Origin of the sequence: Brevundimonas diminuta (assembly GCF_039673845.1) — a bacterium.
Lineage (GTDB): Bacteria > Pseudomonadota > Alphaproteobacteria > Caulobacterales > Caulobacteraceae > Brevundimonas > Brevundimonas diminuta_E.
In genome coordinates this window covers 394,818-409,494 of record NZ_JBDJMK010000001.1, presented here as the reverse complement: position 1 = coordinate 409,494, position 14,677 = coordinate 394,818, and the positions used below count along the sequence as shown (strand labels likewise).

Sequence of the window (14,677 nt, the reverse complement as noted above, 5' to 3'; positions counted from 1 at the left end):
GGTGCTCGGAACGAAGACCCTGATGAACGCGATCCGAGCCTGAGGCCATCGCGCCTCGTCGCCACCTCGGCCTCATCGTGGATCAGCACGTTTTTACACGGCCTCGGTCGAAAGTGGACAATCTGGAGTGCCCTGAAATCAGACGTTGGCGGCATCCGCCGCAGTCACCTCACCATGTCGGAAGCACGTCGTCTGGTGGTCGTTGACCATGCCGACCGCCTGCATGAAGGCGTAGGTGATGACCGGGCCGCAGAACTTGAAACCCCGCGCCTTCAGGGCCTTGGCCATGGCGAGGCTTTCGGCGGTCTGGGTCGGGGCTTCGCGGAAATGGCTCCACTGGTTCGTCAGCGGCTGGCCGCCGACAAAGGACCACAGCCAGGCCGAGAAATCCTCGCCGTTGTCGCGCATGTCCAGCCAGATGCGCGCGCCGTTGATGGCCGCGTCGATCTTGGCGCCTGAGCGGATGATGCGCGGGTCGGCCAGCAGGCGGGCGCGGTCCGCCTCGCCATAGCGGGCGACGATTTCGGGGTCGAAGCCGTCGAAGGCGTCGCGCATCCCCTCGCGCTTTCTCAGGATGGTGATCCAGGCCAGTCCGGCCTGAAAGCCGTCCAGCACCAGCTTCTCCCACAGGGCGCGGGCGTCATACTCGGGCACGCCCCATTCGGTGTCGTGATAGGCGATGTAGAGCGGGTCCGTCGTCCCGCACCAGCCGCAGCGGCCTTCAGCTTTTTCGTCTTCGGTCATGGCGCGATGTTGCCGGAATGTTCCGGCCGTGCAAGCGAAAAGGCCCGGCGCGGAGGCCGGGCCTGCATGGGATGTTGCGGGGCGTCTTACAGTCGCTCGACCGTGAAACCGCGCGCGATCAGCATGTCGATGACGCTGTCCTGATCCATCAGGTGAGCGGCGCCGACGGCGACGAAGGCCGTGCCTGAACCTTTCATCATCGCCTCGATCTGGCGGGTCCAGTCGCTGTTGCGGTCGATCAGGGCGGCGCGGTGGATGTCTTCATGCACGTCGCGGGTGTTGGCGCGGTTCAGACGGCCCGTTTCCGCGATGTCGCCTTTCAGCCAGGCGGCGACGGTTTCATCCAGGTTGGCGACGATGCGGTCGGTGTTGCGGACAAAGTGGTTCAGATAGGCGACCTGCGCCTCTTCGCTCATGCCCGCGATCAGGCGCACCTGGATGTCGGCCGTCTCGAAGCCGTGCAGCGCCTTGCCTTCAGATCGGGCGCGATCCATCAGCGTCTTGTCGACGCCCGCGTCGGGGCGATAGCCGGCCTCGGTTGGGCCGGACATGGAGATCATGAAGGCGGCCAGCCAGGGGCGGTAGGGATCAAGGGCGGCCGCGCTGGCGCCGTTCGCCTGAGCGACCTTGTCGAACGCGGCGAAGTCCTCGGCCGACAGGACCGACGACAGGGGGCGGGACGGATCGACGCCGTGCTGCTGGATCACCGGCATGACCACGGCCTGATCGTCCTGATCGGCGATCTCGACCCAGATGTCCGAGGCGCTGGCGAAGGCGGCGTCCACCTTGTCCGAGCCCCAGGCCGTGCCGGGACGCAGCAGATGGATCGTGCCGAACAGATAGACAGTGGAGTCCGCGTCCCTGATCACCCACAGCGGCGGACCGGCGCCCTCGGCGCGGGGGATGGGGGCGACGGCCGGGGCGGGCGCCGCCTGTTCGGCGCGGGCGGCGTCGGGCGCGGCGCTCAGGGCGGCTGAGGCGGCCAGAGCGGCCAGAAGACCGGCGGCGAAGCGCGAGACACGGTTGGCCGACTGGCCCATGCGGTGTGCGAGGGTCATTGCGATATCCTTGGATTGTATGGGGTTCAGGCGTCTTTGGGCGTCAGGGGCGAGCGTTGGGCGCCGATGACGAAGGGCTCAGGCGATGAAGATGGTTTCGATCGGCTGGCCGAAAAGGCGGGCGATGCGGAAGGCGAGGGGCAGGGAGGGGTCGTAGCGGCCCTTCTCCAGCGCCTGAATGGTCTGGCGCGAGACGCCGAGGCGGGCGGCCAGATCGGCCTGGGTCCAGTCGCGTTCTGCGCGGCAGACCTTGAGGCGGTTGATGAAGGCGCTGGTCATCGGCGGGCGATCCACCATCCGCACCAGGCGACGCCATATCCGACGGCCTGGGCGGTGAAGACGGCGATGACGCCAAGCGCGATCAGGGCCGCATCGGTATGGGGCAGGGCTGCGGGCAGCAACTCCACGCCCGAGGCGGCGGCGATGATCACGCCCGCGCCGCCGCCGACCAGGCCCAGGTTTCCGCCCCACCACCAGGCCCATTTGTGCGCCTCCTTCGCCGCCTCATCCAGGGCGCGCCACCAGTAGAGGGTATGCAGGGCGATGAAGACCGCCAGACCGGCGGCCAGCAGGGCGACGCCGATCGACGGGGCGCGGCCCCATGCGTCAGGCCAGAACGGCATGGCGGCGGTCGCGCTGACGCCGACCACGGTCAGGGCGCACAGGCCCACGGTCATATCGTCCATTTGCTTCTTGTTGCGGGCGGCGGATGCGGCTGCGGTGGTGATCTCGGTGTTCATGACTAACCTCCCTGTCGTTTTGACAAGTTTGCTTTACCGCTGAGGTCGAGATGAAGTCAAGTGACATTTACATGGAGGCAGGCGAGTTTTCCGCTTTGTCGCGGGGGGGACGCCGTTCAATCACGCCGCTCATGCAAGCGGATGCCGAGAGTTAATGCTTGGGCTTCAGCGCGCTCGGCTCATCGGGCAGGCTCCCGCTTGGCTTACTCACTGGGTCCCGGCGTCCGCCGGGATGAGCGGAGCAGGCAGGGGCTTACGGACTGCGGGACGTGTCTTCTGATCCGACCGGGGCGTTTATGAATCCCCGGGACAGGCCCGGGGATGACGTTTGCTTGGGGCAGGCAGGTTGGGCGGCGCGGCAGGTTTAGGGGCGTCGCCGGTTCAGCGCCGCAAAGGAAGGCGGCGGAAGGGCAGGGTCGCGCGCCGCCGCTGCTGTTTCAGCCCTGCAGGTCCGGAATCCAGTCGGGCTTTTCGACCTGAACGGGGCGGCCGTCGACGGTCAGGTCGCCGTCCATGCGGTCCAGCCGCATCAGGGCGATGGCGCGGCCCTCGGCGCCGGTCATGACCTCGCCCGCGCGCAGTTCGCCCTTCAGCACCTCGGCGCCGCGTTCCGGGGCGGGGCCGTCGAAGGCGATGGCCATCATGCGGTTCTTGATCGTGCCGCGGCGCTTCATGCGCGAGGTCGTTTCCTGGCCGATGAAGCAGCCCTTGTGAAAGTCGATGCCGTTCAGCAGGTCGAAGTCCGCCTCGATCGGATAGGTCTTGTCCATCAGGGCGTCCTGCGTCGGATCCGGCACGCTCAGGGCCAGTCGGTGCGCCTGCCAGTCGGCCTCGGTCGCGTCCGTCTCGCCCTGATCGCCCCAGCGGCGGGCGCCCAGCGCAGGCAGGCGAGGGTCGGCGACGAAGCCCTGCGGTACATCGGCGCCCCAGGCGACGAAGACGGCGTCGGGAACCGGCATGACCTCGACCTGGGCTCGCAGTTTATACAGGGTCAGGCGCTGGATCAGGGCGTCGCGCCGCTCGGCCGCGACATCCAGCACGACGCCGTCCTCTTCGCCCCAGATGAACAGGTCGAACAGCAGCCGCCCCGGCGGCGACAGCAGCGCGCCGAAGCGAAGCTCTCCCGGTTGGATCGTCTCCACATCCTGCGTCAGCAGATTGTGCAGGAAGGGGCGGGCGTCGGGGCCGCTGATGCGGATCAGGGCGCGACTGTCGAGGCGGGCGATGGACATGAGGTCAAGATAGGCAGGCCGGACCGCTTCCTCCAGTGCGGCGCCGGGCCTCAGCGCGGCTGTTTTATGCAAAACCGCCTGCCTTCGCGCGAAAGCGCGACGGAGTTTGCGGGCGGCGGCGTTTCTCTTTCGACTGAACGCCGATAGACTGCGCGTTCAGCCGCTGTTCAGAGGATCTGGTTTAAACGGCGACCCATGATGCGTATTCAAGCCCTTCTTCTGGCAGGCCTGATCGCCCTCGTCCCTCTGACGGACGCGGCGGCGCAGTCGCGCGGCCGTGATCAGGATGATAACGAATCCCGTATGCAGCAGGACCGTCGGGGGCCGCCGCCCTCCTATCCGGGGCAGGGGCTGCGCGCGCCGCCGCGCGCCGACAGCGGGCCGCGCGCCAATCCGGGCGACATCGCCCGCCGCGTCCAGTCGGGCCGCCCCGGCCGGATGCTGGGCGTTCAGGAACGCGGCGGCGACTATGTGGTGCGGTGGGAATATCCGGGCGGTCGCGTCTCGGATATCCAGGTTGACGGCCGTTCGGGCCGGGTGCGTGGGGACGACTGAATGCGGGTTCTGCTTGTCGAGGACGACGTTGATCTGTCGCGTCAGCTGAAAAGCGCCCTGACCGACGCCGGTTACGCCGTCGACCATGCGCCGGATGGCGAGGAAGCCTGGTTCCTGGGCGACACCGAACCCTATGACGTGGTGGTGCTGGACCTGGGCCTGCCCAAGATCGACGGCGTCTCGGTGTTGGAACGCTGGCGCCGTGAGGGCAAGGCCACGCCGGTGCTGATCCTGACGGCGCGCGGTGCCTGGTCGGACAAGGTGGCGGGCTTTGACGCCGGGGCCGACGACTATCTCACCAAGCCCTTCCATACTGAGGAACTGCTGGCCCGCCTGCGCGCCCTGCTGCGCCGCTCGGCCGGTCACGCGGCGGCGACCCTGACCTGCGGCGGTCTGCGGCTGGACCCGCGCGCGGCCCGCGCCACGGTCAATGGCGAGCCGCTGCGTCTGACCAGTCTGGAATACCGGCTGCTGCACTATCTGATGATGCATCAGGGCCGGGTCATCAGCCGCACCGAACTGGTCGAACACCTGTACGATCAGGATTTCGACCGCGATTCCAACACCATCGAAGTCTTCGTCGGCCGCCTGCGCAAGAAGATCGGCGCCGACCGCATCGAGACGGTGCGCGGCCTGGGCTATCGCCTGTCGCCCCTGCCGGGCGAGAGCGACGCGGCCTGAGCGCCGCATGACGACCTCCACAGCGCCTGACGCGCCAGCGCCAGACAAGCCAGAACCCGGCGCGGCCCCGGCCAAGCGCTGGTTCGGTCGGCCCGGCCGCTCGCTGACGCGGCGGCTGATCTGGCTGGCGGCGGCGTGGATCCTGATCGCCCTGGCGGCGGCGGCGCTGGTGCTGACGGCCGTGTTCCAGGAATCGGCCCTGCGCCGTCTGGGCAACACCCTCGGCGACATGATCGATGAGGCGGTGGTCGCCGCCTACATCACCCCCGAGGGAGAGGTCTTCATCGGCGATATCCAGGACGCCCGCACCCAGCGCCTGCTGTCGGGCAAATACTGGATGGTGGGCGAGCAGACGCAGAACGGCGACCTGTTGATCCTGGCGCATTCGGCCTCTCTGGGACCGGCGGAGCTGGAATATGCGCCGGACCTGCTGAACTGTCTGCGCGACGCCTTCGGCCAGACCCTCAGCTACAACGCCGAGGACGGCCCCAAGGGCGAGCCCCTGCGCATTGCCGCCAGCATGAAGCAACTGCCCGGCCGCGACCGGCCGGTGGTCTTCTTCGCCGGGATCGACCGCTCGGACGTCGACGCGGACACCCGCCAGTTCGCCACCGTCACCTGGATCGCCATGCTGCTGCTGGGGGCGGGGCTGGTGACGGCGGTCTTCATTCAGGTGCAGGTGGGCCTGCGCCCGCTCTATGATCTGCGGGACGAGATCGCCGATGTGCGACAGGGCCGCTCGCACCGGGTCGGCGGCGTCTATCCGGTCGAAATCCAGCCGCTGGCCGAACAGGTCAACCGCCTGCTGGCCCATAATCAGGAGACGGTGGAGCGTCAGCGCACCCACGTCGGCAATCTGGCCCACGCCCTGAAGACGCCTCTGGCCGTCATGCTGGCCGAGGCCGGGACGCAGGAAGGCCAGCTGCCGGACCTGATCCGCCGCCAGACGCGGGTGATGCAGGATCAGGTCGACCACCACCTGCGCCGCGCCCGCGCCGCCGCCCGCGCCGCCCACGGTCTGGGCGAACGCACCGAGGTCAGCGCCGTTCTGGACGAACTGGCCGTCATGCTGGAGCGGGTTTTCGAGGACAAGGGCGTCGAGATCGACTGGCGCGCCCCCGACGGCCTGGCCTTTCTGGGCGAGCGTCAGGACCTGCAGGAAATCTTCGGCAATCTGATCGAGAACGCCGCCAAATGGTGTCGCCGCCGGGTCCGCATCTCGGCGGGACCATCCACGCCCGGCCAGATGATCGCCGTGGTCGAGGATGACGGCCCCGGCCTGCCCGCCGACCAGCGCGACACGGCCCTGAAGCGCGGCACCCGCATGGACGAAGACACGCCGGGGACCGGGCTGGGCCTGTCGATCGTCGACGAACTGACCCGCGCCTACGGCGGCCGCGTCACCCTGAGCGGCAGCGCCATGGGCGGCCTGAAAGTGGTGCTGGAGCTGCCTGCCGCCGAGGGGTGAGGGCGAACGGTCATTGGACGGATGGCCGTTAAGGATCGTCAGCGATCACCGCCAAACATCGTTTTCTAAGCCTTGACTGCTCATTCTCAGCCCCATCTGATGGGTGTTCTGGGGAGAATGTCATGATCCACGGGTCAGTGGACGCTTTGGCGACTTGAGGACGCAGAGTGCGTCGATGAGTTGAGGGCTTCGGTAGGCCTTGGGCCGGTCGCGGAATATGTCGACAGCTTCAAGACGGGGGCTCCGCCAACCTCCTGAGGCGACTCAGATCGCCGGATAAAATATTTGCAACGACTTGTGATCCTAAGTTCACTTTAGAGTCGAGAGGCGAAGTTCGCTTAGGGGGGTAGTGCTCATCGCGTAACGAGCAAGCCGCGTTGGTCTAACTGCTCATAAATGCAGTCTTCTTTGGTCTTATGTTCGGGAAAACTCTCGGGAACATGGGCGGCCCATGCATTCCCGATCTGCTGGGGCCGAAACTGCGGAAGACCGCACCTCTCGGCTGCCTCAACTATCTGAGCGCGAGTAGCCCACTCTTCATCAGGGCCGATAAAGCAACCCGAAATGGATATGGAGTTTGCCCCTAAAATCGTGAGGGCAAGTATCCGATTTTGGTTTGGGCGCTTCATCAACGGAACGCTTTATCGATAGCCCTAGGGTCGCAATGGGCCGAACGTCGCCCTGAAACTATTGCCGCGACCATTCCATCATATCAGCATCGCCAACGACCGTCAGGTCGACGCATACCCGCCGTTGATGGCGTAGGAGAAGCCGATCGGCAGGGCGGCGCGGACCTGGGTGAAGAAGGCGGCCAGTTCGCCCAGGGTCGAGCGCGGCACGAAGATGATGTCCCCACGACGCAGCGACTGAATCTCGGCGCGCGGCGCCTTCAGGTCGATGACCTTCATCATGCGCATGTCGCCCGGTCCTCGGCGGATCAGGGCGGCGCGCGAAGTCCGCGACGTGGGCAGGGCGCCGCCCGCCATGATGACGGCCTGATAGGCGTCGATGTCGCCCGGCATGTCGAACACGCCCGGATTGCGCACCTCGCCGTCGACCCAGATCTTCAGCGGCCCGGCCTGGCGCAGCGTCACTTCCACCTCGGGGCGCAGCAGGTGAGGGGCGTAGGCCAGCGAAACGTCCGCCTCCAGTTGCGACAGGCTGCGGTCCGCCGCGGTGACGTGGCCCAGCAGGGGAAGGGAGACGCGGCCGTCCGGCCCGATCTTCAGCTGGCGCGTCAGTTCCGAGGCCGTCGGCAGGGCGATCTCGATCTCGTCGCCGGGATAGAGGCGGTATTCCGGTTCGACCTCGGTCCACGGGGCGAAGGGCAGGCCGGGCGGGAAGTCGTCGACGACGGTCGGGCGCGGGCGTGCGCCGCCTGCCGGAGCGCCGCTGGCGCATCCGGCCAGTCCGGCGGCCAGCGCCATGAGAATGAGGCGGCGATCAATATCCATGGTCGGAGGCGGTCCAGGCGCGAAATTTCGTCTGTGGTGAAGCTGACGGCTTATAGGTAACGCACGGTTAACGCGTGGGCCTCAGTGTGCGCTCAACAGTCACTTGAGCGGGTTTTCCGATCTCCATGCGCGCCTCCCTCGCAACAGCTCGTCCCCGCTATGGCGTCACCGACGTCGTGGCCCTGCTGTTTCGTGAGCTGTTGCTGATGATCGTGATCTTTGTGGTCATCCTGGCCATCGGCGCCGCCGCCGTCATGATGATGAAGAAGACCTATACGGCGGGCGCCAGCCTGTTCGTCGGGGTGGGTCAGGAATACGTCTATCAGCCGCGCGTCGGCATGGGCGAGCGCGCCATGCCGCCTTCTGCCGCCGAGGTGGCCCAGTCCGAGGCCGCCATCCTGAACAGCCTTGAGGTCAAGCGCCGGGTCGTGCGCGCCCTGGGCGTCGAAAGCTTCCAGGGCAACAAGCCCTCGACCGAAAACCCTGCGCGTCAGGAAGCCGCCGCCATCCGCGCCGTTTCCACCGGCCTGGGGGTCGAGGTCACGCCCCTCAGCCCCGTGGTCGGCCTGACCTACAAGAGCGGCGATCCGGCCAAGTCCGCGCGCATTCTGAACACGGTCATCGACCAGTATCTGACCTATCGCCGCGAGGTCTTTCAGGACCGCGCCACGGCCGCCATCCGCACCCAGCGCCAGACCTTCGAGCAGGAACTGAGCGACGCGGACCGCGCCTATGAAGAGTTTCTGCGCACCAACGCCATCGGCGACTTCGCCACGGCGCGCGCCACGGTGGCCAGCAGCTATCAGTCCGTCTTCACCGAGCGCATGGGCGTTCAGGCCCAGCTTCAGCAGGCGTCCCAGCGTCTGGCGACCCTGACGGCCCAACTGGCGCGCACCCCGCGCGAAGTGGCCCTGTATCAGGACCTGAACGTCTCGGCGCAGGACCTGGTCCTGCAACTGCGGACGGAGCGCGAGAGCCTGCTGGCCCGCTATCAGCCCGACGCCCAGCCGGTGCGCGAGATCGATTCCAAGATCGCCCAGCTGCAATCCTATGTCGGCACGGGCACGGCGGTCGGCGCCAAGGAAGTCCGCACCGGCCCGAACCAGGTCTGGGTCGAACTGGAGACCACCCGCATCAATGCTCAGGCCGAGCGCGATTCTCTGGCGGCCCGTCTGGCCGTGCTGGACCGCCAGCTGGGCGACCTGCGCACGCGTCAGGCGCGTCTGACCGAGCTGGAATCGCGCAACTCGACGCTGGCGGGCAACCGCGAGGTGCTGACCGCCTCGATCCGCGAATTCCAGCAGCGCGAGACACAGAGCCGCGCCGACAATGAACTGGTCAAGGCCGGCGCCGACAACGTCACCGTTATCGAGCGGGCCCAGCCGCCGTCGAAGGGCAAGAGCCTGCGCTTCCCGCTGATGGTGGCGGTGCTGGGCTTCGCCGGGTTCACGGCCCTGTGCGTCGGCCTGCTGCGGGTCTTCCTGCGCCGCGGCTTCACCATGCCCAGCACCCTCAGCCGCACTCTGCAGGCGCCGGTGCTGGTGGTGGCGCCGGCCAAGGGCGCCTGAGCCGCACCCGTGCTAAACTGAGACACATCTAAGGCGCACGTAACGATTCGCATGGTCGACCTGACGACGGAAATGGCGGGACTGTGGGCGGCGCTGGGGCCAGCGCCGGCTCATCGCGGCCGCGTGATCCTGTTCGCCGCCGCCCAGACGGGCGAGGGCGTCTCCACCGTCGCGCGTGAGTTCTCGCGTATGGCCGCCGTGCGCGGTCGTCGCCCGGTCTGGCTGATCGACGGCGACCTCAGCCAGCAGTCGCAACTGGAACAGGTGGGCGCTGAGCCTGAGCGTTTCGGCCGTCTTGGCCCGTCGGTTCAGGCCTCGCCGGACGGTTCCGCCTTCTATGCGGTGACGCCGCCGATGCGCGGTCGCGACGGCAAGCCCGTGGCGCCCGGTCAACTGATGACGGCCAAGGCCTGTCTGGGCGGCCGCCTCTACGTCACCCATTTCCACAATGAAGTGCTGCGCGCGGGTCAGAGGGTCGAGGCGGTCAATGATCCGCGCTACTGGACCCGGCTGCGCGCCCACGCCGACACCATCATCATCGACGCCCCGGCGGCGGACCGCAGCGACATGATCCTGACGCTGGCGCCGCTGGTGGACACGACCGTTCTGGTGGTGGCGGCCGAGACGACGGACGCCTCCGGCCCCGTGACCCTGCGCGAAGAGATCGACGCCCAGGGCGGCCGCATCGCGGGCGTGGTGATGAACCGCTCGAAATGGCAACCGCCCGCCTTGCTGAAGCGGTTTATCGGCTGAGTCTGAATACCGTGGATGCGTGGCCTTCGCCTTTGTCCGCGGACAGCGCGCTTCAACTTGAAAAGCCCAGTCCAGCCTCTCCGCGCAGGATCGCTTCGGCCTGTGTGCTGTGTTTGGCCCCCTCGCGGTCGTGCAGGATCAGCGGCGGCAGCAGGCGCAGCGGCGCCTTGCCGGTCTTGATGGCCTGGACCAGGACGCGTTTGGCCGGTTGATCGGCGTAGGGGTGGATCGGGCGGATGGCGAAGGAGCCGGCCTTGGGCGACAGCAGGCTCAGGATGTCGGCCAATCGGTCGGCGCGGTGGATGATGACGATGCGACCGCCTTCGCGTACGGCCTTCAGTAGAAAACCGGCCCATGCGGCCAGTCCGTCGTCGGCCATCCAGGCGCCGAGTTTGCCTTCGGCGGGCGCGCGCAGGGCGGCGGGGTCGTCGAAGAAAGGCGGGTTGCTGACGGCCCAGTCGCAGGGTGATAGGTTCAGGGCGCGAAAACCGCTCGCCACATCCCCGTCCACGATCGTCGTGTCGGCGGCAATGCCGTTCAGGGCCGCGTTCTGACGAGCGAGGGCGGCGGCGGCGGCGTCGCGCTCCAGCCCGATCAGTTGCATGCCGGGTCGGCGCGCGGCGATCTGCATCAGGACGGCGCCCGCGCCGCAGCCCGCTTCGATCAGTCGTTCGCCGGGGCGCGCCTCGACGGCGGCGGCCAAAAGGGCGGCGTCCATGCCTGCGCGGTAGCCTTTTGTCGGTTGGCGCAGGCGGATGCGTCCGCCCAGAAAGGCGGATTCGGCCACATCTGCGGCGACAGTAGGGAATGACTCGGCTTGACCCATCATGGCGCCGCCACCATTGTGCGCCGCATCGCGTCCGGGCAAGCGGATGCGTGTGAATTTCGGGCGAATCTCCCCCTTCGCCCCTGTGCTGAAAGAGATTTCCGTGGACGCAGCTCTCGCCGTCGCCGCCCGTCCCAAGGGCGATGTGGACGCCCTGGTTCATCTGGCCAAGGACGACATGGCGGAGGTCGACTCCCTGATCATCGCGCGGATGCAGTCCGATGTGCCGGTGATCCCCCTGCTGGCCGAGCATCTGGTCTCGGCGGGCGGCAAGCGTCTGCGCCCCCTGCTGACCGTGGCCGCCGCCCGCGCCGCGGGCCAGACCGGCGACATCGCAGGGCCACGCAAGCTGGCCGCCTCGGTCGAGTTCATCCACACCGCCACCCTGCTGCATGACGACATCGTCGACGGGTCGGAAATGCGCCGGGGCAAGGTCGCGGCGCATCTGATCTGGGGTGCGGCCTCGTCGGTGCTGGTCGGGGACTTCCTGTTCGCGCGCGCGTTTGAACTGATGGTCGAGACGGATTCCCTGCGTGCGCTGGGTATTCTGGCGCGGGCCTCGGCGGTGATCGCCGAAGGCGAGGTGTTGCAGCTGACGCGCGCCCACGACCTGAATCTGGATCTGGACACTTATCTGCAGATCATCCGCGCCAAGACGGCTGAACTGTTCGCCGCCGCCGCCGAATCCGGCGCGGTCGGCGCGGGCGCGACGGATGAGCAGGTCGCGGCCCTGCGTGACTATGGCATGGGGCTGGGCATCGCCTTCCAGCTGGCGGACGACGCTCTGGATTACGGCGGCGCGACCGAGACGCTGGGCAAGAACGCGGGCGACGACTTCAACGAGGGCAAGGCGACCCTGCCGCTGCTGCTGGCCGTTCAGCGCACCAAGGGGACCGAGGACCTGTTCTGGGACCGCGTCATCACCAAGGGCGACCGCCAGCCCGAGGATTTCGAGCGGGCGCGCCAGTTGATCGTCAGCAGCGGCGCCGTCGAGGCCACGCTCGATACAGCGGCGGAATATGCGGACCGGGCCAAGGCGGCCTTGCAGGTCCTGCCCGCCGGGCCGTGGCGCGCGGCGCTTGAGGCGCTGGCCGACTTCGCCGTCAGCCGGGCGACCTGATGCTGGCGGCGCTTCTCGTCGCCGGGCATATGGCCGCGCAGGAGCCGCCGCGCTTCACCCTGACGCCGGAACCCGGCGACGCCCTGAAGGCTGAACTGTTTCGTCTGGAGCCCGGCGATCCAGGGCGTCAGGCGCGCGCCCTGCTGGGCGAGGACATGATGCGGGACGACGCCGAACTGGCCGTGCGTTCCGTGCCGCCGATCATCATGCTGTATCGTGAGGGCAGTCTGCCGGACGGGCCGATCGTGCTCTACGCCGGACCGGGCGTGGACGGAGAGCCGGACGCCGCCTGTCGCCTGTCGCGCATACCGGACGGCGTGGTCGATAACTCGCACCGGGCATTCGAGTGGTGCAGCGGCTTCATCCTGAAAACGGCGCCGACGTTGAACATTCCGCCGGCGCCGGTTCACTGAGGTCTTACTTCAGGCTGGCGCAGAAGCGCTGGATGCGGGTGCAGCCTTCTTCCAGCACGGCTTCCGAGGTGGCGTAGCTGATGCGGAAATAGGGGCTGAGGCCGAAGGCGGCGCCCTGGACCACGGCCACGCCCTCGGCGTTCAGCAGTTCGGCGGTGAAGGTCTCGTCGTCGGTGATGACCGCGCCCGACGGGGCCGTCTTGCCGATCAGGCCCTCGATCGACGGATAGACGTAGAAGGCGCCTTCCGGCTTCGGACAGCGGATGCCGTCGGCCTGATTCAGCATGGAGACGACCAGATCGCGGCGCTTCTCGAAGGCGGCGGCGCGCGGGGCCAGGAAGTCCTGCGGGCCGTTCAGGGCCTCGACCGCCGCCCACTGGCTGATGGACGAGGGGTTGGAGGTGGTCTGGCTGGCTACCTTGCGCATCAGGTCGATCAGCGGCTTGGGGCCGCCCGCATAGCCGATGCGCCAGCCGGTCATGGCGTAGGCCTTGGACACGCCGTTGCAGGTCAGGGTGCGGTCGTACAGGTCCGGCGCGACCTGGGCCATGGTGACGTAGTCGAAGTCGCCATAGACGAGGTGCTCATACATGTCGTCGGTCAGGATCCACACCTGCGGGTGCTTGCGAAGCACCACGGCCAGCGCTTCCAGTTCGGCGCGGGTATAGGCGGCGCCGGTCGGGTTCGACGGCGAGTTGAGGATGATCCACTTGGTCTTGGGCGTAATGGCGGCGTCCAGCGCCTCGGGGCGCAGTTTGAAGCCGTCGGCTTCGTGGCCGATCACGCTGACGGGCTCGCCACCAGCCAGCAGCACCATGTCCGGATAGGACACCCAATAGGGCGCCGGGACGATCACTTCGTCGCCGGGGTTCAGCGTGGCCACCAGGGCGTTGTAGATCACCGGCTTGCCGCCCGAGGCGACGTGGATCTGGTTGGCCTCGTAGGTCAGGCTGTTCTCACGGGCGAACTTGGCGACGATGGCGGCCTTCAGTTCGGGCATGCCGTCGGCGTCGGTGTATTTCGTCTCGCCGCGATTGATGGCCTCGATGGCCGCCGCCTTGATGTTGTCGGGGGTGTCGAAGTCCGGCTCGCCTGCGCCCAGGCCGATGACGTCACGACCCTGACGTTTCAGCTCGCGCGCCTGGGCGGTCACGGCCAGGGTGGCCGAAGGCTTGACGCGGGCGAGGGAGGCGGACTGAAGGCTGGACATGGCTATCCTGTCTGGAGGATGTGAAGAAAGCCGGGGAGGCGAAGGCTTGATACGCAACCCCGCAGGGCCGCACAATGTTTGTGCGCGTCCCGGACGATCAAAAGGCGATTTGGGCGAAATTTATGCGGCGGGTCGTCGATTTTCTGCTGAACATGGAGGCCAGACGGTGGCGCACCCTGGCCGTGACCCTGCTGTTGCTGGCGGGAATCATCGCCCTGTTCGCCGTGGGCAAGACGCAACTGGCGCTGGGGGCCGAAGACCGGCTGGAGCACTGGCTGGCGGGCTATCGCGCCGGGCCGTGGGGGCTGGTCGCCGCGATCGTGGTTTTCACCCTGGCGGCCTTCATCGGCGTGCCGCAGTTCCTGTTGATCGCCGCCTGCGTCGTGGCCTTCGGGCCGTGGTTCGGGTTTCTCTACAGCTGGATCGCCACCATCGCCTCGGCGGCCGTGACCTATTGGCTGGGGCGCGGGCCGACCGCGCGGACGCTGGAGCGATACGGCGGCGGGACGGTTGAGCGCATCCGCAGGTTCGTCGGCCGCAACGCCTTTTCGGCCAGCTTCATCATCCGCAATGTCCCGTCGGCGCCCTTCATCGTCGTGAACATGGCCTTCGGCGCCGTGCGCGCCTCGTTCCCGGCCTATCTGGCGGGGTGCGCACTGGGGGTCCTGCCCAAGACGGCGCTGGTCGCCTTCTTCGGCGGCTCCTTTATGGCGGCGGTCAGCGGCGACGGCGTCTGGACCTCGGTGATCCTTGCGGCGGTCGCCGCCGTCTGGCTTGTATTGATGCTGGCGGTGCGCGAGTGGGTGAAGCGCCGTGAGGCCGCCCGCAACCTGTCCGTCGATTGATCGGAGAACG

16 protein-coding genes are annotated in these 14,677 nt (G+C 67.6%); 8 read left to right on the top strand and 8 right to left on the bottom strand.

Annotation, left to right across the window (positions count from 1 at the left end):
* Nucleotides 1–138 precede the first annotated feature (138 nt).
* The 5 genes from ABE454_RS01960 to ABE454_RS01940 form a co-directional block, all read right to left on the bottom strand.
* Entirely contained in the window at nt 139–744 is a 606-nt protein-coding gene (locus tag ABE454_RS01960) for a DNA-3-methyladenine glycosylase I (protein ID WP_346528495.1), read from the bottom strand.
* Between the two features lie 86 nt (nt 745–830).
* The gene (locus ABE454_RS01955) at nt 831–1,802 is read right to left on the bottom strand and encodes a TraB/GumN family protein (RefSeq protein ID WP_346528492.1); all 972 of its coding nucleotides are present in this window, start codon (nt 1,800–1,802) and stop codon (nt 831–833) included.
* Between the two features lie 78 nt (nt 1,803–1,880).
* Nucleotides 1,881–2,081 (bottom strand): helix-turn-helix transcriptional regulator, encoded by a 201-nt coding sequence (locus ABE454_RS01950; RefSeq protein WP_346528489.1) that lies wholly within the window; start codon nt 2,079–2,081, stop codon nt 1,881–1,883.
* A complete protein-coding gene (locus ABE454_RS01945; RefSeq protein ID WP_346528486.1) occupies nt 2,078–2,542 on the bottom strand; it encodes a hypothetical protein in 465 nt (154 codons plus the stop codon). The genes ABE454_RS01950 and ABE454_RS01945 overlap by 4 nt, the downstream gene beginning before the upstream one ends.
* A 437-nt stretch (nt 2,543–2,979) precedes the next feature.
* Entirely contained in the window at nt 2,980–3,774 is a 795-nt protein-coding gene (locus ABE454_RS01940; RefSeq protein ID WP_346528484.1) for a YgfZ/GcvT domain-containing protein, read from the bottom strand.
* Between the two features lie 195 nt (nt 3,775–3,969).
* Between ABE454_RS01940 and ABE454_RS01935 the strand changes: the two genes are divergently transcribed.
* The 3 genes from ABE454_RS01935 to ABE454_RS01925 are packed head-to-tail and all read left to right on the top strand — an operon-like array spanning nt 3,970 to nt 6,478.
* Nucleotides 3,970–4,329, top strand: a complete 360-nt coding sequence (locus ABE454_RS01935) for a hypothetical protein (RefSeq protein ID WP_346528481.1) — start codon at nt 3,970–3,972, stop codon at nt 4,327–4,329.
* On the top strand, nt 4,330–5,010 hold the full coding sequence (locus ABE454_RS01930) for a response regulator transcription factor (protein ID WP_346528478.1): 681 nt from the start codon (nt 4,330–4,332) through the stop codon (nt 5,008–5,010). It begins immediately after the preceding gene.
* 7 nt (nt 5,011–5,017) lie between these two features.
* Nucleotides 5,018–6,478: a sensor histidine kinase gene (locus ABE454_RS01925; RefSeq protein ID WP_346528476.1), complete on the top strand. Its 1,461-nt coding sequence runs from the start codon at nt 5,018–5,020 to the stop codon at nt 6,476–6,478.
* A 731-nt stretch (nt 6,479–7,209) separates the two neighbouring features.
* On the opposite strand, the gene ABE454_RS01920 is transcribed toward ABE454_RS01925, so the two are convergent.
* Nucleotides 7,210–7,932 (bottom strand): polysaccharide biosynthesis/export family protein, encoded by a 723-nt coding sequence (locus ABE454_RS01920; protein WP_346528473.1) that lies wholly within the window; start codon nt 7,930–7,932, stop codon nt 7,210–7,212.
* A 125-nt stretch (nt 7,933–8,057) separates the two neighbouring features.
* On the opposite strand from ABE454_RS01920, the gene ABE454_RS01915 reads away from it, so the two are divergent.
* The gene (locus ABE454_RS01915; RefSeq protein ID WP_346528470.1) at nt 8,058–9,500 is read left to right on the top strand and encodes a GumC family protein; all 1,443 of its coding nucleotides are present in this window, start codon (nt 8,058–8,060) and stop codon (nt 9,498–9,500) included.
* 51 nt (nt 9,501–9,551) lie between these two features.
* On the top strand, nt 9,552–10,253 hold the full coding sequence (locus ABE454_RS01910; protein WP_346528468.1) for a hfsB: 702 nt from the start codon (nt 9,552–9,554) through the stop codon (nt 10,251–10,253).
* Between the two features lie 52 nt (nt 10,254–10,305).
* On the opposite strand, the gene ABE454_RS01905 is transcribed toward ABE454_RS01910, so the two are convergent.
* Nucleotides 10,306–11,082 (bottom strand): tRNA1(Val) (adenine(37)-N6)-methyltransferase, encoded by a 777-nt coding sequence (locus ABE454_RS01905; RefSeq protein WP_346528466.1) that lies wholly within the window; start codon nt 11,080–11,082, stop codon nt 10,306–10,308.
* A gap of 142 nt (nt 11,083–11,224) precedes the next feature.
* Here ABE454_RS01905 and ABE454_RS01900 point away from each other — a divergent pair, with 142 nt between their 5' ends.
* Together ABE454_RS01900 and ABE454_RS01895 are read left to right on the top strand one after the other, a co-directional pair.
* The gene (locus tag ABE454_RS01900) at nt 11,225–12,199 is read left to right on the top strand and encodes a polyprenyl synthetase family protein (protein WP_346528517.1); all 975 of its coding nucleotides are present in this window, start codon (nt 11,225–11,227) and stop codon (nt 12,197–12,199) included.
* Complete coding sequence (locus ABE454_RS01895) at nt 12,199–12,612, top strand: hypothetical protein (protein WP_346528463.1); 414 nt, start codon at nt 12,199–12,201, stop codon at nt 12,610–12,612. The genes ABE454_RS01900 and ABE454_RS01895 overlap by 1 nt, the downstream gene beginning before the upstream one ends.
* 4 nt (nt 12,613–12,616) lie before the next feature.
* Here ABE454_RS01895 and ABE454_RS01890 read toward each other — a convergent pair whose 3' ends face one another.
* Nucleotides 12,617–13,822 carry a pyridoxal phosphate-dependent aminotransferase gene (locus tag ABE454_RS01890; protein ID WP_346528461.1) on the bottom strand — a complete coding sequence of 402 codons (1,206 nt, stop codon included), beginning with the start codon at nt 13,820–13,822 and terminating at the stop codon, nt 12,617–12,619.
* Between the two features lie 122 nt (nt 13,823–13,944).
* Here ABE454_RS01890 and ABE454_RS01885 point away from each other — a divergent pair, with 122 nt between their 5' ends.
* Nucleotides 13,945–14,667, top strand: a complete 723-nt coding sequence (locus ABE454_RS01885) for a TVP38/TMEM64 family protein (protein ID WP_346528458.1) — start codon at nt 13,945–13,947, stop codon at nt 14,665–14,667.
* Nucleotides 14,668–14,677 lie beyond the last annotated feature (10 nt).